Here is a 24,279-nt window from a genome sequence, read left to right as displayed (position 1 = left end):
ATGATTTTGTAAGGCACCCTGCTGGTAAAGTGCCCTTGGTACACCAAGAAAGGCATTTTTGGGCAGTTTTACCAGAAATTGCGCAGAAACAGCCCTACGCCTGCAACTGCTCAAAGATGTCTTTGGCCGCATCCAGCGTGGAAACATCCTCTACCACTACTATCAGCTTGTCTTTGGCTTCCTTGAGCCTGGACCGGCGGGAGTGCTGCTGCACGTACTGCAAAATACGGCTAAAGGTTTCAGACTGGAAGAAGGCATCATTGTTCTGGCTGGGGATGTAGCCCCTGAGCGTGTCTTTCTTGAGCGTGAGCTTCTCAAAGCCCAGGTGACAAGCCTCCCAGCGCATCTTCACAATGGCCACCAACTGCTGCACCTCGGGCGGCAACGGCCCGAACCGATCTACCATGCCCGCCACCAGTTTCTCCAGGCTTTCCAGGTCTTTGACGCTGTCCAGCTTGCTGTACATCTGCAGGCGCTCAGAGATGTTGCTGATGTACGTGTCGGGGATGAGGATTTCCAGATCGGTTTCCACGGAGCACTCGCGCACGGGCTCTACTACTTTCTCCAGCTCCAGGTCTTTGAAAAACAGGTCGCGGAACTCGGTTTCCTTGAGTTCCTGCACGGCCTCGTCCAGGATCTGGTGGTAGGCCTCAAAGCCCAGGTCGTTGATGAACCCGCTCTGCTCGCCGCCCAGCATGTTACCGGCCCCGCGGATGTCCAGGTCGCGCATGGCAATCTTGAAGCCCTCGCCCAGGTCAGAGAATTCCTCCAGGGTGCTCAGGCGCTTGCGGGCATCAGACGGCAGGCCAGATACCGGCGGTGTCAATAAATAGCAGTAGGCTTTCTTGTTAGACCGGCCCACGCGCCCGCGCATCTGGTGCAGGTCACTCAGGCCAAACATGTGCGCCCGGTTGATGATGATGGTGTTGGCGTTAGGAATGTCCAGCCCGCTTTCAATGATGTTGGTGCTCACCAGCACGTCATACTCGCCCTCCACGAAGCGCATCATGCGTTTCTCCAGCTCCTCAGGGTCCATCTGGCCGTGGGCGTAGGTCACCTTGGCATCGGGCACCAGCTTGAGGATGAGGTTGGCCATTTCCTCAATGTCTGAGATGCGGTTGTGCACAAAGAACACCTGCCCCTTGCGCTTGAGCTCAAAGGCCACGGCATCCCGGATGAGGGCATCGTCAAACACGTGCAGTTCGGTCTGCACCGGTTGGCGGTTGGGTGGCGGCGTGGCAATCACCGAGAGGTCACGGGCCCCCATGAGGGAGAAGTGCAGCGTGCGCGGAATAGGTGTGGCGGTGAGCGTGAGCGTGTCTACGTTCACCTTCATCTCCTTAAGCCGGTCTTTCGTTTTTACGCCGAATTTCTGTTCCTCGTCAATAATCAGGAGTCCCAGGTTCTTGAACTTCACGTCTTTGCTCACCAGGCGGTGCGTGCCTATGAGAATATCGGTTTTGCCCTCGGCCACGCGGGCCAGGGTTTCTTTGATCTGCTTGGTGGTCTTGAAGCGGTTGATGTACTCCACGTTTACCGGGAAGTTCTCCAGGCGGCTCCGGAAGGTTTTATAGTGCTGCATGGCCAGAATGGTGGTGGGCACCAGCACGGCCACCTGCTTGCCGTCACAGGCCGCTTTAAAGGCCGCCCGAATGGCCACCTCGGTTTTCCCGAAGCCCACGTCGCCGCAGACCAGCCGGTCCATGGGGTGGGGCTGCTCCATGTCGTTTTTCACGTCCTCGGTGGCTTTGCCCTGGTCTGGGGTATCTTCGTAAATGAACGACGACTCCAGCTCGGCCTGCAGGAAACCGTCGCGGGAGAAAGCGTACCCGGGTGCCTGCTTGCGTTTGGCGTACAAAGAGATAAGCTCGGAGGCAATGTCTTTGACCTTGCTCTTGACGCGCTTTTTCTTGTTCTCCCACTCCTGCGAACCCAGTTTGCTCATGGTGGGCGGCGTGCCTTCCTTGCCGGTGTACTTGCTGATCTTGTGCAGCGAGTGGATGCTCACGTACAGCAAATCATCGTCACGGTACACCAGTCTGATCGCTTCCTGCAGACGGCCGCCCACTTCCACTTTCTCCAGCCCCGCAAAACGCCCGATGCCGTAGTCCATGTGCGTGACGTAGTCGCCGGGTTTGAGGGTGCGCAGTTCCTTGAGGGTGATGGCTTTGGACTTGGAGTAGCCCTCGCGGGTCTTGTGCTTGTAGAAACGCTCAAACAGCTGGTGGTCGGTGTAGCACACCAGTTTCACCAGATCATCCACGAAACCCTCGCGCAGGGCCAGCATTAAGTGGTGGAACCGCACGTCATGGTCCAGCTCGTCAAAGATGGTGGTGAGGCGGTCGGCCTGGCGCGGCGACTCGGCGGCGATCACGTTCACGTAGCCCTTGCTTTGGTTTTCGTGCAGGTTGCTCACCAGCCGCTGGAAATCCTTGTTGAACGAGGGCTGCGGATGCGCCTGGAACTGCACCACCTCAGCGTTCTTGAAGTTGAACCGTTTGCCAAACTCAATAAGCGTGAACGCCTCCAGCCGTTTCTTAAAGCCCTTGCCGCTTTCAAACAAATCCTCGGGCTTGGACACGATCTGCACGCCGGCGCTGGCCTCCAGCATTTCCTGGAAGCTTTGCTCGGCTTTCTCGTAAGACTCACTCACCACTTCCACGGTGTGCCGGTAGTCCTTTACCCAAACGGTGCTGTTTTCAGGAATAAAGTCCAGAAACGACTCGCGGGTTTCCTGCAGCAGTTTGGTCTGCACGTTGGGGATGATGGAAATCTGCTTTTTCTGCTCCACTGAGAGCTGCGTGTTGGGGTCAAACGTCCGGATGCTTTCAATCTCGTCGCCGAACAACTCCAGGCGGTAGGGCAGCTCGTTGGCGTAGGAGAACACGTCAATGATGCCTCCGCGCACGGCAAACTGACCGGCCTCGTAGACAAAATCGGTGCGCTCAAAGTCATAGCTGGTGAGCATCTCAGAGAGAAAGGCCACGTCCAGCTTTTCGCCCACCTTGGCGCCCAGCGTGTTGGCCACCAGTGACTTTTTGTTGATCACTTTCTCGGTGAGCGCCTCGGGGTAGGTGACAATGAAGGCCCCGGCGCCGGCGCGGTCGTTGAGGCGGTTGAGTACCTCGGCGCGCAGCAGAATGTTGGCGTTCTCGGTGTGGTCAAACTGGTACGCCCGCTTGTACGAGCTGGGGAAGAGCATCACTTCCTGGTCACTCTCCAGGAGGTTGGAAAGGTCGCTGTAGAAGTAGGCGGCCTCCTCGCGGTCGTGCAGGATGAACAGGTGGGTGCCGGGCTGCAGGGTTTGCAGGGCAGACGCCACCACGGCATCCAGGCTGCCCACCAGCCCTTTCAGTTGTATATGGTGAGGTTCAGGAGACTGCAGCCGCTGCGCCACGGTTTGCACCACGGGGTCCTGGCGGTACAGTTCCAAAAATTGAGTTGCTTTCAAAGGTAAATCAGTTCTAGAAAAACAGGGGCAAAGCTAGCCATTCTTGCTGGTTACTGGAAACGAAGAGCACGCAGGCTTAGTTGCCGCCGGACCGGTATTGCCGGGCCTTTCTTACAACACCGTTTTGGGGCCTTTTTCTCCAAAAGGGGCCAAAAACGGCAAAAGAAATGCCCCAAACCCAGCCACAGAAGAAGCGGTACCCGTCATAGAAATTTGCCCCGCATGCATTACTTTTGGTCTTTCTGCCTGAAGCCCTACCCTAGCCTATGGAATTCTTCGATTACTTCATCAATGTTCCGGAGAACATCGTCATCGTTTCGCCGGAGTTCAAGATTCTGGCCGCCACCAACCTGTACCTGAAAACCACCATGCGCCGGCGGGAGGAGATTATGGGGAAGGTGTTCGTGAAAGAGGTGTACCAGGACCCCGGCGTTTCCTTTGACGAGAACCCGGTGATCATCTCTATCCGGAAAGCCATTGCCACCAAACAGGTAGACTACCTGGACGTGCTGCGGTACGACCTGGAGCGCTCTGCCCAGGAGGGCGGCGGCTTTGAGGCCCGGTACTGGGAGGCCTCGCACACCCCGGTCTTGGACGAGGCCGGAAACGTGCGGTTCGTGATCCAGAACACCCATGACGTGACCGAGCGCGAACTGGCCAAACAGGCCAGCAAAGTCAGCGAAGAGAAATTCAAGTTCCTGACCGATGCCGTGCCGCAACTCATCCACACGGCCGAGCCCGACGGGGCCTGCACCTACGTGAACCAGCGCTGGCTGGACTACACCGACCTGCCGTTTGAGGAGTTCCTGGGCAGCGGCTGGCAGAAAGTGATTCACCCCGATGATATTTACCAGGTAAAGAACCGGCAGAAAGAGGCGGTTTACGCCGAAATGGAATTCCAGGCAGAGCTGCGCATCCGGGACAAGGAGGGCAGCTACCGGTGGCACCTGGTCAGAAGCCTGCCCATGAAAGACCAAAGCGGCAAGGTGCTCATGCGGGTGGGCAGCGCCAATGACATTCACAGCACCAAGTTAATGGTGCAGGAGATCCTGGAAAGCAACGAGCAGATGTCCCTGCTGTCTGACCAGGTGCAGCAAGCCTACCAGAAAGCCGAGGACCAGCGCCAGACCCTGGAGCGGCTCATCATGCAGGCCCCGGCCATCTTCGCCATCCTCAAAGGGCCTGAACACCGGTTTGAGCTGGTGAACCCGCAGTACCAGCAACTGATGCCCGGCCGGGAACTGACCGGCAAAACGGTGGCCGAGGCCTTGCCCGAGGTAGTGGCCCAGGGGTTTGTGGGCATCCTGGACAATGTCTTTACCACGGGTAAGCCGTTTGTGGCCGAAGAGATTGGGGTGGAACTGGACTGGCACAACACCGGCCAGACAGAGACCGCCTACTTTACCACCACCTACCAGCCCCTCTTTGAGGCCGATCAGGTAACCGGTATCATTGTCTTCGGGTACAATGTCACAGACAAGGTGAAGCTAAGACAAGAGTTGGAAACCCTTAGGCAGGGCTAATCTCCCTGTACAAGGTTACAATACACTAGCTTTTAACGTGGTTTACTGCAAATGAATCAAGCGCAGGTAGATTTCCAACAATTACGAATCAAGCATATTCTGTTCAAGTCAAAGGTACGATCGGTGCTGTACGGCGGAACGCTGGATGCTACTTTCTTTTCCAGCAGCGGGCCCATCAACATCTGGTTCAACTCTGTGGGGCTGTCAAGGTACCGCAACGTTGCCGAGATGCTGGAACTGAAGCAAGTGCAGCAGGAACTAAGCACCACCGCCGACTCTCTCTTTGCCCTCTACGAGCGTGGCAAGATAGACGAAGCCCAGAACGGCCTGGCCAAGATTGAGAAGCTGTCTGGGCAGTTCCTGGCGCTTCTTTCCAAGCTGGAGGGCAAGTTGGCCGCTTAAATCTAAAAAAGAGCCCAAAAACAGCGCGCGCTACCAGCAGGTAGCGCGCGCTGTTTTTGTTAGCCAGTTGCCATGGCCCTGGTGGGGTCTTACTCGCCCTCCTTCAGCTTGCCTTCCATTTTCTGTTTGAACTTCTCCACTTTGGGGGTAGACACCGCGCGCATGTAGGGGTTGTTGGGGTTGTTCCGGTAAAAGTCCTGGTGCTCTTCCTCGGCAGGATAGAACTCCTTCAGAGGGGCCACCTCCGTGACAATGGGCGCCTGGAAAGCGCGGGCGGCGTTCAGTTGCCGGATGTAGGCGTCTATCTGGGTTTTCTCCTGCGGGGTGCGGTAATAAATAGCCGACCGGTACTGGGTGCCCACATCGGGGCCCTGGCGGTTGAGCGTGGTAGGGTCATGCGCCGCGAAGAAGGCCTCCAGCAGGGTTTGGTACGACACCACGTTGGGGTCATAGTAGATCTGCACGGCTTCGGCGTGGCCGGTGAGGCCGGTGCTCACCTGCTCATACGTGGGGTTTTTGGTGGTGCCACCCGTATAGCCAGAAACCACGTCATGCACGCCCCGCAGCTTCTCGGCGGCTTCCTCGGTGCACCAGAAACACCCGCCGGCAAACGTGGCCACGGCCAGGCTGTCGCGCGGAACAGTAGCTTCCTTCTGCGCCGGCGCCTTCTGCGAGGCGGTTTGTTTTTCTTTTCGGCTCTGGGCGCAGGAGGTGAAACCCAATAATAAAACCAAGGCAACCAGTAGAAGTCTCATGGGCAAAATGCGTGAAGTACTGTAGGTACAACCGTAAAGGTAGGGCAGAAGTTTCGGGAGCCAAGGCCAGGGGCAAGGTAACTTTTTAGGCATGGTTGCGTCAACACCTCTGTAGACCAAACCAAGATAAAACTATGTCAGAATCAGCGAAAACCACCACCGACCATGATACCATCCGCAAGTGGGCCGAGTCGCACGGGGGCAAGCCCGCCACCGTGAAAGGCACCGGCAAGGGCGACGAGGCCGGCCTGCTGCGCATCAATTTCCCGGGCTACGCCGAGGACAACCTGGAGGAGATTTCCTGGGAGGAGTTCTTTGAGAAGTTTGAGGAAAAGAAGCTGGCGTTCCTGTACCAGGACGAGAAAGACAGCCGCTTCTCCAAGCTCATCAACCGGGAGTAAGCCGGGCTTTCCCGCGTTTTGGGCCTGTTTTCTACAAAATGGGCCCAAAACGCGCCGGCTCCCTTTAGCGCAGAGGTGAGAAATATCATCAATTATTATTTGGACCAATTCTAAACAGAGGCTAAATTTGTGCTGTTCCTTCGCGCAACCAGTTGAATTGCCTTATGCCTACCCCTCCGCATCTGCTTGAATTGTTCCGGACTGCCTACGGCGCGGTGTACCAATGCAACCGCTACAACTGCTACTATGTAGAGTTTGCCGGCGGTATCTCGCCCTTCAAGGTAAAGGATTTTCTGACCCTCAAGCAGCACGTAGACGCCATCAACGTGGAGGAAATGGCCAAAGACCCTTCCCGCGCCTTGGACGTGCACATCTTAATGCCCTACCGGTCTGAGCGCTGCTTTGTGCTCACCCTCACCGATGTGCTGCACTTCCAGGAGCTGCTGCAAGGCGCCAAGGCAATGCTTGCTTTGAACAGCATCCTGTATGAGTGCCTGTACGCCCCGGTGGTGTATTAAAGTGTTTACTAACAATCTGCTTTATTTCCATTCTTTCTGAAAGCAAAGTCTCTTTGAGTGGAGGGTAAGCGATTCAGGCTACTTTCTGCTTTCCTTTCAACTGCCTCTCAGCCGCGTGTACCATGTTCGTAGACCTTTGGCCTACGATTGGCCTCCGTGAACAAAAGGGTTATTCTGCCATCTCCACATAGCGGCCAGAGGCCGCAGGATGACTCACACTCGCCGGAGGCGAGCGAGGGTTAAGAGGATCAAAAAATCATTGAGGTGCGACTCTCCTAACCATTTTCCCTATCGCATTTTCCGCCGTTACCATTGTTTGCCATTGCCGTTGTTGGTGTTCCCACCAACAACCCAATCTACGTTTCCCAAGCACAAACTGCCCTTTTAAGGCGGCAAGGGAGGGTTTCTTTAACGCAGAGTCTCCTTTGAAATAGGAATGCTTACGCCTCCTGGTCTTTCCCAGATAGGAGCCCCTACATGGTTCTACCATAGCCGGCAGTTTGCAACTGCCGTGAGGCGTTAGCCTCAAAAACGCTTTTCCCGTTCACCGTTATCGCCTTTTGTTCGCCGTTGTTGGTGTTCTCACCAACAACCCCAACTGCCTCACCACCCGCCTTTATTCTCTACTTCCGCCTCAGCACTCTGGACTCAGGACTCGCCCTGCGGGCGCTTGGGCCATACTGAATTTAGACTGAATCTGTATTACCCCAAATGGCTCCGGTAGAAGAACCAAGAAAGGCTTTTACCGGTATATTTGAGTTAAGGCGTTTACCGCAGTAGATGCCCGGCACAAAGAGATTTTTAAGACTATGAAGGATTTACTGAGACTGCGTACCTCGCTTTCTGAAGAAATAGAGACGCTTTTGAACGAACAGATAAAAGTAGAAGCCCACTCCTCGGCTACGTATCTGGCCATGTCTAGCTGGTGCAACCGCCAGGGCTTTGACTATTCTGCCGATTACTTCATGAAACAGAGCCACGAGGAGCGCGAGCACATGCTCAAACTCTTCAACTTTGTGGGAGATCTGGGCGGCCACGCCATCTCGCCCGAGGTGGTGAACGTGCCCCAGGAGTTTGACTCTTTCAGAGATGTGTTTGAGAAGGCGCTGCAGCAGGAGATTTTTGTGACGCAGCAGTTCAACCGCCTCGCCGACCAGTGCATGAAATCCAAGGACTACATGACGTTCCAGTTTCTGCAGTGGTTCCTGCAGGAGCAGGTAGAAGAGGAGTATGTAGCCCGCCGCGCCCTGGAACTGTTTGACGTGATTGGCGAAGAGGGCACCGGCCGCTGGGAGATTGACAAGCAGGTGCGCAAAATAAAATACGAGAACGGCGCTGAGTAGCAACTTTGCCGGCGGGCGTACCGTATAAAAAGACAAACCCCTCAGACCCGTAAGTCTGAGGGGTTTTTTATTGGCCCAGCACCTGCTCCCGAAAAACCTGGAGGATCTGCCCTTCGGTCATGTCGTGGAGCCACAGGTTCTGCGGCTGTATGCTGAAGATGGGGCCATGCTTGCACCGGTCGGTGCAGTCGGTCTTGATAATCTCCACCTCGTCTTTGAGGCCGGCCATTTTCAGCTGCTCCCGCATGGTTTTGCGAATCTCTTTGCCGCCGCGTTTCTGGCATTTGCCGCTGCTGCAGGCGTAAATCACCTGGCGGGGCGTCTTCGGAATTTTACTCATAACTGCTCATTGCCTTTCTGGTTGGTTGTACGGGCCGGCGGCCGAATGGTGCCGCCCCGGGAAAGAAACTGTGCTTGCAGACCGCCGCTGTTTCCGGGCCGTTTCTGGCGAATTACCCTAAAAAAACGCCGCTGAAAACACTACGCCTCTTCGTATCTGGGTTCCCGCTTCCACTTAATTACCTGCCAGATGTACAGCAAAATGCCTGCGGCCAGCAGGCCGTACATGGCGTACGTGAGGGGGCCGGTGTTCTCGCGCTGCACGCTGTCTTTGCCCGCAAAAAAGGTGATGTTCTTGGCCGGGGCCGCCAGGCCATACAGCTTGCGGGTGCCTCCGGTTTCAACCACGTCCTCGCGGCTGCTGAATTCCACCTGAATCCGGTCGCCGGGCTTAACGGCGGCCCTGAAGGCGGCCGTGTCAAAGCTGGCCTCCTGGTTGCCGGTCAGCTCAAAGCGCTCAGAGAACTCCCTGAGCCAGATGCCATAATCCTTTTCCCCCTCGGGGGTTTTCTTGAAAGAGTAATTGCTGAAGGTGCCCTGCTCTGCCACCAGGTCCTGTTCGCCCCTTACCTCCTGCGTGAAGCTCTGGAAAATCATGAGGCCCAGGCCTAGCACAATCAGGAGCGTGGCGGGCAGGAACCTCCCCGAAATAGGCATGGGAAAAGTAGGAACGCCTAAGGTGCGTCTACCGCGTCTTGACATAATCTATAGAAATGTATGAAGTGCTAAAAGTATTAAAACTAAAGCGGGAATAGAAGAGTTCGTTTCAGGCTGATTTAAGCCCGGGCCCGTTCTAAAGGCAAAATGGGGGCGAAAACCTCCCCAAGCCCCTTCTGCCCAGACCCGTGAGCGCAAAAAAGCTCCCGGGCCTTCATGCTCCGGCCAAGCCAGAGAACATGAAGCCCGAGAGCCTGAACGAGGGCCGTTTTGAAGGGCTTTTGGCAGAAACAGCCCCAAAACGGCGGTGGCCCCGAAGGAAGATCAGAACGGCGCGTTGTGCAGCTTGCCTTCCCTGATGCGGTACAGCAAGCCCGACACGGGCTCGTAAACATCCAGTTCAAACGTGGCCGAGAGGCGCCTTTTCTCCAGGTCAAATTCCGTGAGGATAAACCGGCCGGTGTGCTGGCTGCTGGTGGTAAGGAGCCCCTGCAGGGTGAGCGGCCGGAAGTAAGGGAATTTTAGTGTCCCATTGCTGCCTGCTGCGTTGCCGGTGTAATCGGCGAGGTGGTCAATGGGGTAGGTGCCCGTGCCCTGCACGCCCCAGATGTCTAACTGAATCTCCCGGATGGTGTCTTTGCAGCTGTCAGAGCCTTTGATCAGCAGGCGCCCGTCGGTGAAGTAGGTGATGGAGACGTTGTCCTTGGGCAGGGCGATGTTCTTGCCAGAGCCCCGGCAGGCCGTGAACTCCCGGCCATTCACCCGGGCTGTCATAATGGGGTCTTCAATCAGCTCGGCTCCGCATCCAGAAACCCCGGCCATGACTAACAAACTAAGAAGAAAAAGGTAGAAGGTTGGGCGCATAACAAAGTTTGAGGTGAAGACCGCTTGCGGCGGGTTTTCCCCTACGGGCAGGACCAATAAAAATTGACTTTTTCTTACTTCACAATCTCTACCCAACCCTTGGCGGTATTGCCTTCGGTGTCCTTTAAAAGATAAAAATAGGAGCCCTCAGAGAGGTTGCCGCCGTCCCACTTCTGGTTATAGATCTTTTCCTGGAAGACCAGTTTGCCCCAGCGGTTGTAAATGGTGATTTCAGTAGGGAAGCAACTGAAATGCTGCACAAAGGTGTCGTTCTTGCCATCGGCGTTGGGGGTGAAGATGTTGGGGACAAAGGGCGGTTCCACCACCACGTCGCCTACCTCCAACAGCTCCTGGCAGCCGTTGCCGTAGGTGGCCACCAGCACCACCCGGTACCGGCCGGGCTGCCCATACAGGTGGCGGGGCGAGGTTTCCGTGGATTGGGTGCCATCGCCAAAGGACCAGGTGTACTGCACGCCCGCCTCTGCTTTGTTGGAGAACGCCGCGTTGAACGGGGCGTAGCCAGAAAGGGCAGGGTTGTCTGGACAGGCGTTGGCGAGCCGGGCCTCTAAGATAGGTCTGGGAGGTACATTGATGCGTTTGGTGGCCGAAATAGCGCAAGGAGTGGAAAGCGAGTACGTGACCTCGGCGGTGCCCACAAAACCGGGTGGTGGCGTGTAAATACCTGCTGGGGTCACGTTGGGCCCGCTCCAGGTGCCGCCCGCTACGGAAGCCCGCAGCTGGAACGGCGTCGCGCTGCCGAAGCAAAGGGTGGTGTCCGGCCCCGCGCTCACCTGCGGCAGAATCACCTCCACTTCCTGCGTCACAGACCCGCAGAAGCCGTTGGAACCATCGCTCCGGTAGGTGATCACGTGTTTTCCCACGCCCGCCTGAGCAGGGTTGAACGAAGCGCCCGTAACCCCGCGGCCCGAGAAGGTACCACCGGCTGGCGAGCCGGTCAACGGCACGGTTTGGGTGGAGTTGGCACAGAACTGCGTCTCCGGCATAGACAGGGTGTGCACCGAGGGCGCGGTAACAGTCATCACCATGGTGTTGGCAATGGAGCAGGAGCCGGTGCCGGTAACGGTGTAGGTGAGGGTGCGGATGCCCACCAGGCCGGGCGCGGGCGTAAACCTGTACTCCCCGTTCACCTGGGTAACGCCGTCGCCGGTCCAGACGCCGCCGGTGGGAGTGCCCCGCAGGACAATGGCGGGCGCTTCGGCGCAGATTTCCTGGTCGGGGCCGGCGTCGGCGCGGAGCTCCTCGGCAAAGTCCATTTTAAAGGCCGCGTTGTTGCAGTTGAGGCTGTTGTTGGTTCTGGAGTAGAAATTGGCCCCAAGGGGCACAGGAAAGTTAGACCTGGACTGGCACCCGCCGCAGACCGACTGGTACACGTAGCCCCTTTTGTCGAACCGGCTGGTGCCGCCGTCCACGTGCTCGTAGCTGCCGCCGGTCACCAGCTGGTTGCCCCCGAAGAACGTGGCGTAGAGCAGCTGGCGGGCATCGGTGCCCAGCTGCATCAGGTAGAAGTCCCCGCCGTCGGTGGTGGTCTGCACGGCCCCGGTGGTCACGGGCAGACCATGGGTGGTGCCGTTGCCGTACACGCCGCCGTTGGAGTTGCCGCCCCACCCCGACACATAGATGCGCTGGCAGTCGTCTACCAGAAACGCGGTGGGCGAGATGTCAATGGTGGCCCGGCCTGCCCCGAACACGGTAGACCAGGCGGTGGTGGAAAGGTCATTGCTGAGCTTGTGCAGGAACTGGCGGCCGTTGCTGTTGCTGTAGGTGCTGCCGGTCACCGGGTAGCTGCCCAGGGTTTGCCCCAGCAGGTACACGCTGTTGTCGGCGTCCAGCTGCAGGAAGTACGTCTGGTCATACGCCGGGGTGCCCAGGAACGTGGCGGCCAGGGGAACGGTGCCTGCGCTGTTGATTTTCACCACAAAGCCATCGGTGCTGCCCGCCGAGGCAGGGTTGAGGCCGTTGGCCGAGCCGGGCAGGGCGGTACTGGTAGTGCCACCGCTTAGGTACACCTGCCGGTTCTGGTCAATCTGAATGGAATAAGCGGCCTCTGCCCCAGCGCCCCCGTAGTAATTGGCCCAGATAATGCGGCTTAAGTCGGGCGAGAGCTTGCAGACCACCGCGTCATGCGTGCCGCCGTTGGCTTGGGAGCCGAACCCGTTCTGCGCCGGAAAATCTGAGGAGGCGGTATTGGAGGCCAGGTACACGTTGCCGTCTGGGTCGGTGATGATGTCGCCGCGGTACTGGTCGCCATAGTTCTGCACCAGGGTGGGCGTCAGGACTCTGGACAGGAGCCCATCATTGTCAGAGCCGCCCAGGAACGTGGAGGCAATCAGCTGGGCCCCGTTCGCGCTCAGGCGCGTGATCACCAGGTCAGACCCGTTGAAATACGCCGGGTTTCCGCCGGCCCCCAGGGGCGCAATGAAGGGCCCGCCTTTGAACTGCCGACTGAACGCCCCCTCAGAAGTAGGGTAATCTGCTGAGCTGGTAGTACCCAGAATCAGGAGTTCATCCTGGGCGTTCACCACCAGGCTGTGCGGGGTATCGGTCTCTTCGCCGCCAATGTACGTGGCATAAAGCAGGGCCGCCTCGCCCACCGCCTGGGTGTTGTACTTAATGATGGCCATGTCCCAGGCCCCGTTGAACGACTGGTCAAAGGCTCCCTCAGAGGCAGGGTACCCAATGCCCGAGGCGATGCCCCCGGAGTACATGTTGCCCTGGCTGTCATAGGTGGCGGTAAAGCCCCAGTTGTCGGCGGTAGAGCCCGTGAAGGAGGAAAATTCCACCACTGGGTCAATCACCAGGGGGTGGCGGGTGTCATAGCCCTGGGGGAAGTGGAACGAGAGAACGGTGCCGTCTAATTGGTAGTGGCACGCCACCGGCACCCGCTGGTTGTTGATGAGCTGGTAGGCCACCGGCTTGTGCTCCTTCACCTGCCCCACCGAGGTCTCTATCTGTAAATGGCCGTTCTGCAAGGAAAGCCCCGACACGCCCGAGTACCTTACCTTAATCTGAGCGGGCGAGGTGCCGGGCGCCACGTGCAGGTCGTATTTCAGGTGGCCGTGCTGCTCATACAGGGCCATGTCAATGCCTTGGTAAAGGCGCTGGTACGAGACCTGCCTAAAACCTCTGGCCCCGGTGCCCCATTTTGCCGGGTTTTTGCCCAGGTAATAGTTGCGCAGGCCCTGGGTCACGTCCTGCCCCTGCAGCGCTGCCGCCGGACTGGCGTTTTCAAAGGTGACCGAGTAGGCGTGGCTCTTCAGTTTCTGGGGTTGGGCACTGCTGCGTTGGGTGGCAGAGGAGGGAGCCGCATGCCCGTGGGCAGAAGCGGTGGGTTCGCGCAGGACGTACACAAAGCCGTTGGGTTGCAGAAATATCTTGCCGCCGGGAACGTCAGCGGCGTACTTCACCTGCGCTGGCCATTGGCCCTTGTTCTCCACAAATGCCAGGGTGCGGCTGTCTGGTGCGTTGTTTTTGTATGCGGCGCTTGCCAGGGGGGTGGGCGCAACCGTGGGGGCCTGGGCCGGCAGAAGCAACTGAAACAGTGACCAGAAAGCCGTAATGATAAAAGTGGGAATAGGCAGGAACATGTCAGAAACCGTAAACTTCTGACTAAATTAAACTAAATTTCTTTATAAAAGGAACTCTGTTCCTGCCTGGTTTTGGGGTGTTTTCTGGAAAATAGGATCAAAACGGCTTTACCAGCCCATTCTTTCAGTAAGGGAGGTGATGTGGGCCACGTGGTGCTCGCCGTGCCAGGCGTACATGCCCACCGCCTGAAACAAATAAACCTCGCCCCTTTGCGGATGCTGGAAAGACCGGTGCCATTCTTCCATGGAGAAAGACCGCATGAGCAGGGTCCAGCGCTGGTGCAGGGCCTCCAGCAGCTGTATGGACAGTTCCGGGTCGGCCCAGCGGGCGTCGTGCAGGTAGGCCCAGCTAGATTCCTCGTAGGCTTTGATCAGGGGGCGGTCTTCGGTGAGGGCCAGCCGGAACCGGCTGACCGCATTCAGGTGACTGTCGGCGAGGTGGTGCACTACCTGGCGCAGGGTCCAGCCGCCGGGCCGGTAAGGCGTGTCCAGTTGCTCATCTGAGAGAGACGCCACCGCTGCCCTGAGCTGGGCGGGTAGAGCCTCAATGGCCGCCATTGCGGGCTTGATCAGCGCTGATCGGTAGAGGGGGGGTATCTCAAACCGACCTACGGGATATCTCAGTTGTTCCAGGGGTAGAGTTGATGTTTCCATACAGTTTGAACGAACGGGTCTTTCCAAATCTAACGAATTAGCAGGGGCTTGGCTGCGTTTTTTTGCGGTATTTTTAATTTTTGGTGAAAAGCAGGTGACCTTATGGTGACTTTCAGTACTTATACTGCGGCCTGTCTGTAAGGGCAAGTACCGGGGGCTGCGGCTTCTACGCGCCAGGTACCCAGCCCGCCAGCGGGCGGGCTGGAACCAACCACACCAAACAACTTCGGCGAAGCTGCAACCACGGCCAGTGGATTAGGGTTGAAAGGGGAAGATTGTTTTTTAGCCTATTTTTAGAAAACAGGCCCTAAACGTAACGCAACGCCGCCATGCCAGAATTGCCCGAGGTAGAGACTTACCGCCGCTTCATAGAGGAAACCTGCCTGTACCAACCCATCACCGAGGTGGAGGTGCAGGACCCCAAACGCCAGCTGCAGGTAGACCTGGATGAGTTCAGGAAGGCGTTGCGGGGCAATCAGTTTACCGGCACGCAGCGCCTGGGCAAGCAGCTTTTCCTGCTCACCGCCCGCGGACCGATTGTGACCATGCACTTCGGGATGACCGGCGACGTGGCCTTTTACCGCGATGCCGCCGACACCCCGCGCTTTGCCCGGGCGGTGTTTTACTTTGAGGGCGGCTTCCGGTTTGCCTTTGTAGATTCGCGGAAGTTCGGGCGCCTGGGCCTCACCCAGAGCGTTGCAGGCTTCCGGCAGCAGAAAAAGCTGGGCCCCGATGCGCTCACCCTCACCACCGAGGAGCTTACCCAAGGCTTGGCCAACAAGAAATCGGCTATCAAGCCCCTGCTGCTGGACCAGCGCATTGCGCCCGGCGTAGGCAACTGGATTGCCGATGAGGTGCTGTTCCAGGCCCAGCTGGAGCCCGAGCGCCCGGCCCATACCCTGCAGCCTCAGGAGGTGGACCGGTTGGCCACCGCCATTAGGGAAGTGTTGGAAACGGCCATCGCCGCCGAGGCCATCTACCGCGATTTCCCCTCGCACTACCTCATCCACGCCCGCGAGTGGGACGAGGCGCCTGTCACTTCTTCCCTCAAAGACGCGCACCTGCACTGCCCCCGCTGCCAGACGCTCATCCAGAAGAAGTACGTGGGAGGCCGGGCCACCTATTTCTGCCCCCATTGCCAGGTTTAGAGAAGTTGCCTTCCTTTGCAGGGAGTGCAAGCATCATACCTCAATGAAAAACCTTATGAAACACGTAGGCAGACTCCTGCTCATCCTCCTGCTTTTCTCCTGCGGGCAGCCACCGCAAAGTAGTCAGGCGCCCACCGCAAAAGGGCAGCTAGAAGACGGGGAGCGGTTCTACTCCATCAACGGTGTCCGGCATTGGGTCAACATCAAGGGGAGCAGCAAGCAGACCACGCCCCTGGTGGTGGTACACGGCGGGCCTGGCGGGAACAACTACACGTTTGAGCGAACCGTGGGCCCCCTGCTGGAAAAGTTTGCCACCGTGGTGTACTATGAGCAGAGAGGGTGCGGCCGAAGCGATGCGCCCCAGGACCCCGAAGATTACCTGCTCCAGACCTTGATCAGCGATCTGGAGGGACTGAGGCAGGCGCTGGGTGCCCCCAGGCTTGTGCTGCTGGGCTACTCGTTTGGGGCAGAGCTTTCATTGCGGTACGCCGCCCGGCATCCAGACAAAGTAGAAAAGCTGATCCTCTCGGCCCCGGCCGAACTCTCGCCCTCCAACATGCTGGTGCAGATCCAGGGCTTCCACGCCGTTGGCGACAGTGTGCTCCGCACCAAAATTGAGAAGATCATCAAAGACACCACCGCCCTGGAGCAGAAGTATGCCCAGGTCTGGAACCTGAGTTCTGCTGCCGTGGTAGATAAGTTCCTCTTTCTGGATACCGCAAATGCCCGCAGGAACCGGGAGCTTTGGAAAGAAAGCAAACTGACCAACACGGGCCTGATGGCCAAAGTGTACCTCAGGCACAACAAAGCCGACCTGATCCGGACGGCTGCCGGGGTAACAACGCCCACCTTGCTCATCAGCGGCGTTTATGACAAGAACGGAGGTCTGCACACCGGCCTGGCCCTGCGGCAGGTGCTCAGCCACAACACCCTCAAACTTTACCAGAACAGCGCCCACTTCCCAGACCTGGAAGAACCCGCCCGCTTCGCCGCCGATGTGCAAGCCTTCCTGAAAGGGAAATAGAAACTCCCGTTTTGGGCCTGTTTTTAAAGAAACAAGCCCGAAACGGGAGTTTTGCCGGGCACCGTCTTTTAGAAAGGATACCCAATGGCCAGGTTCAGGACGCCGGTCCCGAAGAGGCCCGAGGTAGGGCGGCCGCCGTTGGGGTAGGTAGGGTCGCGCAGCGGGTACGCCAGGTCCACCCTGATCACGAAGAACTGCACGTCTACCCGCACCCCGGCCCCGGCCCCAATGGCCAGCTGGCTCATGAAGTTGCCGCTGAACTTACCGCCCGGCCGGGTAGGGTCTTCGTTCACCAGCCAGATATTGCCCGCGTCTACAAACACCGCCCCCTTCAGGTAAGGGTCCAGGAGCGGAAACCGGAACTCGGCATTCCCTTCCAGGCGGATGTCGCCGGTCTGGTCAAAGTAGGTAAAGCTCTGGGAGACATCATCGCCCTCGTCTACCAAGAGGGTAGGGTCATACACCCCCGGGCCAATGCTGCGGGCCGGGAACGCCCTGATGCTGTTAGGACCGCCAATGCCGTATTGCTTGATGTACGGCAACACGTTGGAGTTACCGTAAGGCAAGCCGTAGCCGCCCAGCAGGCGGGTGGCCAGCACCAGCTTATCAGTGATGTTGAAGTAATAGCGGGTTTCCAGGTCCAGCTTCACGTACTGTGACAAGGCCTGCCCCCTGAACCGGTTGGGGTTCTCCGGGTCGGCCGGCTGCTTGTTCTTCACGCGGTAGAACAAGCCCCACAGCCCGCCTGAGGCATCCAGGCCCGGACTGATGTAGAACTGGTGCTTGCGGCCCTCTATGCCTTGGGTGTTGTACACCAACCGGTAATTTCCGCCAATGATCAACTGTTGGTCAAATGACCTAGCCAGGAACGGCCGGTTGGCCAGGGCCGCCTCAAAGGCAGGGGTGGTCTTGCCCAAACGGGCGTACTGTACCTGCACCGGGTTGATGGAGATCTCCGTGGTGGACCGCTGGCGCCAGGTGTAGCCGTACTCAAAGTTGAACGAGTTCTGCTGGAAAAACTCCTTGCGGTCTATAAACCTGAACCCCAGCTTAAACCTGGTTCTGGGCTGGTACATGCTGCTGGAGATTCTGATGTTGAAGGGCGAGATAATGCGGGGCACGTGCAGCTCGGCATCGGCGCCTATCTCAAACGAGGTGAGGCCCGTGCGCGCCGTGTCACCGCTGATCTGAGACTCAAAGGAGCCCACCAGGTTTACCATGAGCAGCTCGGCCCCGCGCAGCGCGTTCCGGTTCCGGAAGCTCACCGTAATGCCCGGGCCGGCGTAGCCGTTTGATTTCTGTACGGTCTGCACCTCGGCGCGGATGGACTTTTTCTTGGCCTGGGTGAGCAGAATGTCGGCGTTCAGGCGACCAGCAAGCCCGGCCGAGTCCAGCGGGGTGAACCTTACCTCCGCAAACTTAAAGGTGCCCAGGTCCATGAGGCGGTTAATGGTCTGCAGGTGCCGCTTGCGGCTGTAGAGATCACCGTTTTCCACAAACACCGCGTTCAGGACGGTCTTCGCCTTAAAGGTTTCTTCGTCTGGGTAGTACTTGTAGTCCCGGTACTGCACGGGCGGCTCAGCGTCTCCCAGGGTATCGCCCAGGGAAAAGTCGGTGAAGATGCGCACCTGCTGGTAGCGGTACGGAATGAGGGCCTTGTCTGGGGCGGTGCGTTTCACCCGCAGGTAGATGTTTACTTTGTTGTTCTGGGTGCTGTCTACGTGGTAAATGAGGTAGTCTTCGTCAAAGAAGAAAAAGCCCCGCTCTTTCAAAACCCCGTCAATGCGCAGGCGCTCGGCAATAAGGGTCTCCAGGTCATAGGGGTCGTTTACCTTTAGCAGGCTTTGGGGCTCGGTCTCCCTGATGGCCATGGAAAGGCTGTCGGTGCCCTCCGGAAACTGGATCTGCTGGATGGTGTACTGCTTGTTGACCGTGGCCGTGTAGTGCACCTGGGCCATCTTGCGCTTGCTGGTGCTGTCAATCTGGTGCTCCAGCGTGGGCGCGAAGTAGCCTTTGTTGTACAGGCGGTTCATCATCTGGCCCTGCACGCGGTCGGGGTGGGCTTCGCTCAGCAGCACCGGTGGTTCGCCCAGCCGGGTTTTGATCCAGTTGGCCAGGCCCTTGCGCTCGCGGGTGCCGCCCATGGCGTTGTAGATCCACAGCTTGGGACGCATGCCTAAGAACGAGACGTTGGGCTGCGGCCGGATGGCGGCACCCAGCTCAGTCTCCAGGGCCTTGGTGTCGGTGTCTGGGTTGGTAGACTTCACGGTGATGTCACCGCCAATGTACAGGTAATCGCCCTGGGGCACGCTCTTGGTGCTGCTGCAGCCCGTTAGGAAAGACAGCAGCAGGAACAGGGGCAAGCCCCAGGCCAGAGCGGGGCGAAAGAACGGCGCAGGGGTGTAAGGCACTCTCATTATTTAGCTTTACCAGTGTTTTTAAAGAGATCGGCGAGGCTGTCATACTCGCGCACGAAAAGGAGCGAAATGCCGGTGCGTTGCAACTGCCCGTCCAGGAAACCCTCATAGGAGTTGTTCCGGAACGCCCGCAGGCGCAGCCTGCCGTCTTTGGTCACCGAGTACTCCACCGACACGTCGCCGGCAAAGCCGCTGGTGGTGCCCGTGTTGGGGTTGGTGCCGCCCTGGTCACTGCCGCCCAGCGGAATGTCAGTCCCGAAGCGGATGGTTAAACGCTCATTGAGGAGCTGGCGCTGCATGGCCACGTTCAGATCGGTGCGGCTCTGAGCTTCGCCCGAGGAATAGTCATCATAGGAGTTAAGGCCTAACTCCAGGCCCAGGCCGCCCAGATACTGCCCGGTAAGCGCGTTGAGCTGGTCAGAGAGCACCTTGCTGGCACTGCCGCGCAGGGCGCTGTTGATGCCCCCGCCCCCCGAAGACGCCAAGGGGTCCTGCGCCATGAACCGGCCCAGTACCAGCAGCGAGAAAACCTGCTTGGTGCGCTCAGATTCCTGCGTGGGCTGGCTCAGTTGCTCCAGGCGGGCGTCTATCTCGCCGCCAAATGCGCCCTTGGCTTTCTCGTCCAGCTCAATGTTGAAGGAAATGGCGGGTTTCATGAGTTCGCCGCTCAGGTTCAGGCGCACATCAAACGGCAGTTTGTTGCGGTACTGCCCCGCGGTTCCGGCGTCTACGCCCGCCGTCTGGCTCTGGATCAGCTCCAGCGGGGCGGCATCTACGTTGTAGATGGCGGTGATATTGGCGTCTGCCTCAAACGGGTCGCCGGTCCAGGCCACGTAGCTGGCGGGGTCTATCTCAAACTCGCGCTTTACCAGCTCATACAGGTTCATGGCGTAGCGGCCCTCGGTCACGTCAAAGCGGCCGGTGAGCGTAATATTCTCGGTCACGTCATAGCCCACGTTGAGGTTGGCGTCTCCCCTGATGGTGAGGTTGTCGCCAGTCTCGGGGTCCACAATCACCGTGATGGGCGTCTCGTCGGTCAGGTTCAGGGTCATGGCCATCTCAATGCCCTGCACGGCGGTCTCTACGGTGTCCAGGTCTTTGGGCCGGTTGATGCGGCGGTTGCGGGTGCTGTCTACGTCTACAAAGACCACAATGCCCTCGCGGTTCACGCCCACCTCTTCGGGCGGCACCACATAGGTGAAGTTAGACTCAGGCACCACCGTCACGCTGGTGTTGATCACGGGCACGTTCAGGTCGCCGGTAATGCGGGTGTCGCTGTCCAGCAAGACCCGGCCGTAGTAGAGCGAATTGTCCTGGGCGGTGCTGTTCATGGCCATAAAGTCATCGGTGACGGCCCGCAGGTCAAACTGGTAGTCCAGGAAATTGGAGGTAAGAATGGCCCCGTTGATGGTGGCCCGGTTGTTCAGCGAATCTAGCAGGACAAACTCATTGAACTGAATGCCCTGGTTGTTGATAGTCAGGCGCTCATCTGGTATCCGGAAGGTGGAGTTGAGCATGGCCACGTTAAAGGTGGCCTCCCTGAACTGCAGATCGCCCACCACGCTGGGGGCTTCCAGGGTGCCCCTTATGGCCACGTCCCCAGTCAGGTTGCCGCCCATGTTCTTTACCATGCCGGCGGTGAACGGCTGCAGGCTGGCCAGGTTCAGTTGGCCCAGGTCCAGGTCAAAGGACATGGGCTGCCCCTCCGTGGTGAGGTAATACCCGGCCAGGGTCACGTTGTTGCCGTAGCCGGTGAGGCGGGCCGTCATGTTGTACCGGTTGGCGCTGGGGTTGTTGGCCTGCAGGGTCAGGTCCCCTACCGGGAAGGTCTGGTATTCCAGGCCGCTCAGGGCCATATCGGCGGTAAAGCTCATGTTGCCCGTAATGTCATTCACGGTGGCCTGCCCGTTCAGGATGCCGCCTACCAGGCTGTCCTGGTCCAGGAAGGCGCGGGCCAGGTAGCCAATGTCCAGGTCGGTGACGTTGACGTTGAGCGGCGAGGTTGGGTTCTGCGGGTTCTGGCTCTGCAAGGCCAGGGACATGGGCCCGTTGGACAGGCGCAGGGCATCGGCGACCACCGCCCCAGAGGAAGTGTAATAGCGCACGTAGTTGTTGGGCGCTACGGTCCACTGGTCGCGGTTAATGAGCAGGTCAGGGTCAAGGCGGATCTCAAAGGCGTTGCGGAGCTGTGAGAGCCGTACGCCCAGGGCGGTCTGGTCTTGCCCGGCCTCGTTCTGGATAGCAGCCCGGGTAGCCACCACGTTGTCCTGCACGTTGCCCGCCAGCACAATGTTCTCAATCTGCAGGGTGTCCTGCCGCGCGCGCTCGGCGTTGATGGTGTAGTTCAGCTGCTCTGGGTTGGAGTTTACCTCCAGCAGGAGCGAGTCTAGCCGGATGTTGGTATAGCGCAGGCGCGGCACGTTGGCCACTACCTGCAGGTTGGCGGTCTGGCTGTTGTACCCGCCGTAAAGCGTGTCTAGCCGCAGGCGGGTTAAGCCCGGCACAAACGCAGAGAATACCCGAGGCTTGTGCAGCGCCAACCCAAAAGTAAATTGCTGCGGGGTTCGGCTGGGCTTGTAAGGGCCGTTGCCCAGGTCATAGTACCGGCTGATGTGGTTCATTAGCTCCGGCCCAATCTCGCCCAGCCCCAGGTTGCCGTTCAGGTTGGCGGTGAGGACATCAGAGAGCACCCGCACCTGGGTCTGGTTGGGCTGCTGCACCAGGTACACGGCCAGCGAGTCAAACCGAAGGGGGCGGTTGTTGCTGGTGAGGGCCGTGTTGCGGGCTATGATGGAACCGTTGAGACTGTTGGCATCGGCGCCACGCAGGTCAGCCACAATGTCGCCGCGCAGGCGCAGGTCCTCTGCATAAAGCTTGAGCGCCTGGAAGTCTACCGCCCGCAGGTTGGCGTTCATGGCAATGGCGGGTTGGGCGCCGCGCAGGTCCACGGTGCCGTTGAGAGCGAAATCAAGGTTGGGGTCCTGGGTGCTGTGGGCTTTGATGGCGTAGCGGTTGCGGTTGGCGTCTACGTCAAAGACAAGGTTGTGGTAGTTGTAGCCGCCGTATTCAAAGCTCTGCACCGTACCGTCAATGTTGGCCACCATGTTCTCGGGCGTAAGGCCGGTGCCGTTGATGTTGGCGCCCAGGGTAGCGCGGCCCAGGGCAGGGTTCTGCATCAGGCGGCCCAGGTCAAAGCGCAGCAGGCGAACGTTGCCCTCAATGCGCTCCTGCCCCGGGGCCCGGCCGGGTGTCATGTCAATCCTGGCCACGGCATTCCCGAAGGTGGTGCGCAGGGTAGCGTCTACGTCAAAGGCGGTCATGGTGCCGTTGAACGAGCCTTCCAGGTCCATGGACGGCGGCAAGGTGATGTTGGCCGGCAGGATACCCGCGGGCAGCAGCGACTTTACATCGGCGGCGGTGGTATGGAACCGGTTAATCTGCAGGTTGGCCGCCAGGTTGTCTGGGTTGGGCAAGCCCCTGATGCGGCCGTTGAGGGCCAGGGCGGTGTTACGCCAGCCGCTCACGCGCACGTTACTCAGGAGCAGGTTGTCCATGCGGCCGTTCACCACGCCGCTCAAATGCACCGTCTGGTTCAGGTTGCCGGCCAGGGGCGGCTGGTTCACCAGGGCAGGCTGCAGCAGCGCAATGTCGCCAAAGCCGATGTGCGTGTCCCGGAAGTCGGCGGAGAGGGTAAGCTGGCTCAGGTCTTCGGCGGCGGTCTCCAGCGACGGGTAACCCACCCGGATGCGCTGCGCGATGCGGCTGTTACCGGTTTCCAGCACCAGGTCCGTGAGTTCGGTCTGCACCGAGTCAAACAGGATGCCGGCCGTGAACTGCTTCACCTCAAACCCGCTCTTCTCCTGAAAACTTAACTGCTCTAGTTGAGCGGTGGTGCGGTTGGTGCTGTAGTACAGGTCGTTGAGCTGCAGGGTGAGGTTGCGGGCCTGCAGGTGGTTGTAGTCCATGCCCCGGGCCTGTTTGGGCGCATCGTAGTTGTCAAAGGCGGCGTCTACCTCGGTCACGTTCAGTTTGTCCAGGGTGAACACCCAGTTCACGGGCTCCCCGGTGGCTTTGGAAACGGCCTCCTCAATGGCTTCCACCGCCTCGGCGGGGTTCACCACGCGGTATTCGGCAGGCATCTCGGCGTTCTGGGAGTAGGCCAGCGTGCTGTTGTGCAGCTCCAGGTTGCTCAGGTCAATGCGCGAGTTAATGAGGTCAATCTTGTCTGAGGCCATGCGGGCCTGGCCCAGGTTTACGTCTATGTACTGCTTGGCCACGCCGTTGCGGTACTTGAGTTTTACGCGGTCCAGGGCCACGGTCTTGAGCCCGAACTGCATGGTCATGGGTTCCTGCTCGCCCTCAGGCGGCACCTTGGTCTGCACCATGTCTACCCAGGTATCGCGCAGGGCGATGTCGCCAATGCGGTAGATCTCCTTCTCCAGGTCCAGTTCGTCCATGTCTACCAGCAGGTTGCCCACGCGGGTGCGCACGTTCTGGCCGTTCACCTCGTCGCGGTAGGTGAGGTAGATGTTCTTGAGGGCAATGGTGCCGATGTCATAGGTGAAACCGGCGCTGGTGGTATCGGCGGCGACGGTGGTATCGGCGGGCGTGGCGAACGCCTCCAGGATAAAGTCAAAGTTGGAGACGCTGTCGGGCAGGGTGCGGTACATGTGCGCGGTGGCATTCTCCAGTTCCAGGGAGCGCAAGCCCACTTTGGACTTGAGCAGGCCAAAAATGTCCAGGTTCACGGCCAGGCGCTGCGAATACCACAGGGTGTCGCCTTTCTGGTCTTCCAGGTACACGTTTTCCAGCAAAATGTCTTTGCGGAAGTCGCTGCGGAACTTCCCAATCTGCACCTCGGTGCCCAGTTTGTTCTGCAGGTAATTCTCAGCCTTGCTGGCGGCAAAGTCCTGCACTTTGGGGATCTGCAGCGCTATCAACAGCAGCGCTACCAACACCAGCACGCCACCTATGATCCAAAGCAGTACGGCCAGTGTTTTAAGGGTGTATTTCTTTACGGTATGCGTAGACAAAACGAATAAGGTAGCAGTTACAGGAGATGCTACTTGTACTCAACTTATATAGCTGTGGTTACATATTAAGGGGTGAAAGAATGAGCTTAGGGCCGTTTTCAGGCCTTTTTCTTTAAAATAAGTCAAAAACGGGGCAGTGGGATGA

The 24,279-nt window shown here is 58.6% G+C and carries 16 protein-coding genes; 7 read left to right on the top strand and 9 right to left on the bottom strand.

The window, feature by feature from the left end:
* Positions 1-94: 94 nt before the first annotated feature.
* Complete coding sequence (gene mfd / locus JT718_RS02670) at positions 95-3,451, bottom strand: transcription-repair coupling factor (protein WP_205500138.1); 3,357 nt, start codon at positions 3,449-3,451, stop codon at positions 95-97.
* Positions 3,452-3,717: 266 nt separating this feature from the next.
* Between mfd and JT718_RS02665 the strand changes: the two genes are divergently transcribed.
* Positions 3,718-4,974 (top strand): PAS domain-containing protein, encoded by a 1,257-nt coding sequence (locus JT718_RS02665; protein ID WP_205500137.1) that lies wholly within the window; start codon positions 3,718-3,720, stop codon positions 4,972-4,974.
* A gap of 51 nt (positions 4,975-5,025) precedes the next feature.
* Positions 5,026-5,376, top strand: coding sequence for a histidine kinase (locus JT718_RS02660; RefSeq protein ID WP_205500136.1), 351 nt, complete (start codon positions 5,026-5,028; stop codon positions 5,374-5,376).
* 89 nt (positions 5,377-5,465) lie between these two features.
* Here the strand turns inward: JT718_RS02660 and msrA are convergent, their stop codons facing one another.
* Complete coding sequence (gene msrA / locus JT718_RS02655) at positions 5,466-6,131, bottom strand: peptide-methionine (S)-S-oxide reductase MsrA (RefSeq protein ID WP_205500135.1); 666 nt, start codon at positions 6,129-6,131, stop codon at positions 5,466-5,468.
* A gap of 134 nt (positions 6,132-6,265) precedes the next feature.
* Between msrA and JT718_RS02650 the strand changes: the two genes are divergently transcribed.
* The 3 genes from JT718_RS02650 (at position 6,266) to JT718_RS02640 (ending at position 8,393) form a co-directional block, all read left to right on the top strand.
* Entirely contained in the window at positions 6,266-6,532 is a 267-nt protein-coding gene (locus tag JT718_RS02650; protein ID WP_205500134.1) for a hypothetical protein, read from the top strand.
* A 164-nt stretch (positions 6,533-6,696) separates the two neighbouring features.
* Positions 6,697-7,050 (top strand): hypothetical protein, encoded by a 354-nt coding sequence (locus JT718_RS02645; RefSeq protein WP_205500133.1) that lies wholly within the window; start codon positions 6,697-6,699, stop codon positions 7,048-7,050.
* An 809-nt stretch (positions 7,051-7,859) separates the two neighbouring features.
* On the top strand, positions 7,860-8,393 hold the full coding sequence (locus JT718_RS02640) for a ferritin (protein WP_205500132.1): 534 nt from the start codon (positions 7,860-7,862) through the stop codon (positions 8,391-8,393).
* A 67-nt stretch (positions 8,394-8,460) separates the two neighbouring features.
* Here the strand turns inward: JT718_RS02640 and JT718_RS02635 are convergent, their stop codons facing one another.
* The 5 genes from JT718_RS02635 to JT718_RS02615 form a co-directional block, all read right to left on the bottom strand.
* Complete coding sequence (locus tag JT718_RS02635) at positions 8,461-8,733, bottom strand: (2Fe-2S) ferredoxin domain-containing protein (RefSeq protein ID WP_205500131.1); 273 nt, start codon at positions 8,731-8,733, stop codon at positions 8,461-8,463.
* Positions 8,734-8,873: 140 nt separating this feature from the next.
* The gene (locus tag JT718_RS02630) at positions 8,874-9,434 is read right to left on the bottom strand and encodes a hypothetical protein (RefSeq protein WP_205500130.1); all 561 of its coding nucleotides are present in this window, start codon (positions 9,432-9,434) and stop codon (positions 8,874-8,876) included.
* Positions 9,435-9,713: 279 nt separating this feature from the next.
* Positions 9,714-10,211, bottom strand: a complete 498-nt coding sequence (locus tag JT718_RS02625) for a hypothetical protein (RefSeq protein WP_205500129.1) — start codon at positions 10,209-10,211, stop codon at positions 9,714-9,716.
* A gap of 116 nt (positions 10,212-10,327) precedes the next feature.
* Positions 10,328-13,858, bottom strand: a complete 3,531-nt coding sequence (locus tag JT718_RS02620) for a DUF7948 domain-containing protein (RefSeq protein ID WP_205500128.1) — start codon at positions 13,856-13,858, stop codon at positions 10,328-10,330.
* 108 nt (positions 13,859-13,966) lie between these two features.
* Positions 13,967-14,512 (bottom strand): YfiT family bacillithiol transferase, encoded by a 546-nt coding sequence (locus JT718_RS02615; RefSeq protein ID WP_240336885.1) that lies wholly within the window; start codon positions 14,510-14,512, stop codon positions 13,967-13,969.
* Positions 14,513-14,841: 329 nt separating this feature from the next.
* Between JT718_RS02615 and mutM the strand changes: the two genes are divergently transcribed.
* Both mutM and JT718_RS02605 read left to right on the top strand, forming a co-directional pair.
* Positions 14,842-15,660 carry a DNA-formamidopyrimidine glycosylase gene (mutM, locus tag JT718_RS02610; protein ID WP_205500127.1) on the top strand — a complete coding sequence of 273 codons (819 nt, stop codon included), beginning with the start codon at positions 14,842-14,844 and terminating at the stop codon, positions 15,658-15,660.
* 55 nt (positions 15,661-15,715) lie between these two features.
* Positions 15,716-16,684 (top strand): alpha/beta fold hydrolase, encoded by a 969-nt coding sequence (locus JT718_RS02605; RefSeq protein WP_205500126.1) that lies wholly within the window; start codon positions 15,716-15,718, stop codon positions 16,682-16,684.
* A 68-nt stretch (positions 16,685-16,752) separates the two neighbouring features.
* Here the strand turns inward: JT718_RS02605 and tamL are convergent, their stop codons facing one another.
* Together tamL and JT718_RS02595 are read right to left on the bottom strand one after the other, a co-directional pair.
* On the bottom strand, positions 16,753-19,101 hold the full coding sequence (gene tamL, locus JT718_RS02600) for a translocation and assembly module lipoprotein TamL (protein ID WP_205500125.1): 2,349 nt from the start codon (positions 19,099-19,101) through the stop codon (positions 16,753-16,755).
* The gene (locus tag JT718_RS02595; RefSeq protein WP_205500124.1) at positions 19,101-24,134 is read right to left on the bottom strand and encodes a translocation/assembly module TamB domain-containing protein; all 5,034 of its coding nucleotides are present in this window, start codon (positions 24,132-24,134) and stop codon (positions 19,101-19,103) included. Before JT718_RS02595 ends, tamL begins: the two co-directional genes overlap by 1 nt.
* Positions 24,135-24,279 lie beyond the last annotated feature (145 nt).

Source organism: Rufibacter psychrotolerans (assembly GCF_016924645.1).
In the GTDB taxonomy this organism is placed as follows: Bacteria; Bacteroidota; Bacteroidia; order Cytophagales; family Hymenobacteraceae; genus Nibribacter; species Nibribacter psychrotolerans.
Note: the sequence above shows the minus strand (reverse complement) of the source record. Positions and strands in the feature narration are given on the sequence as shown.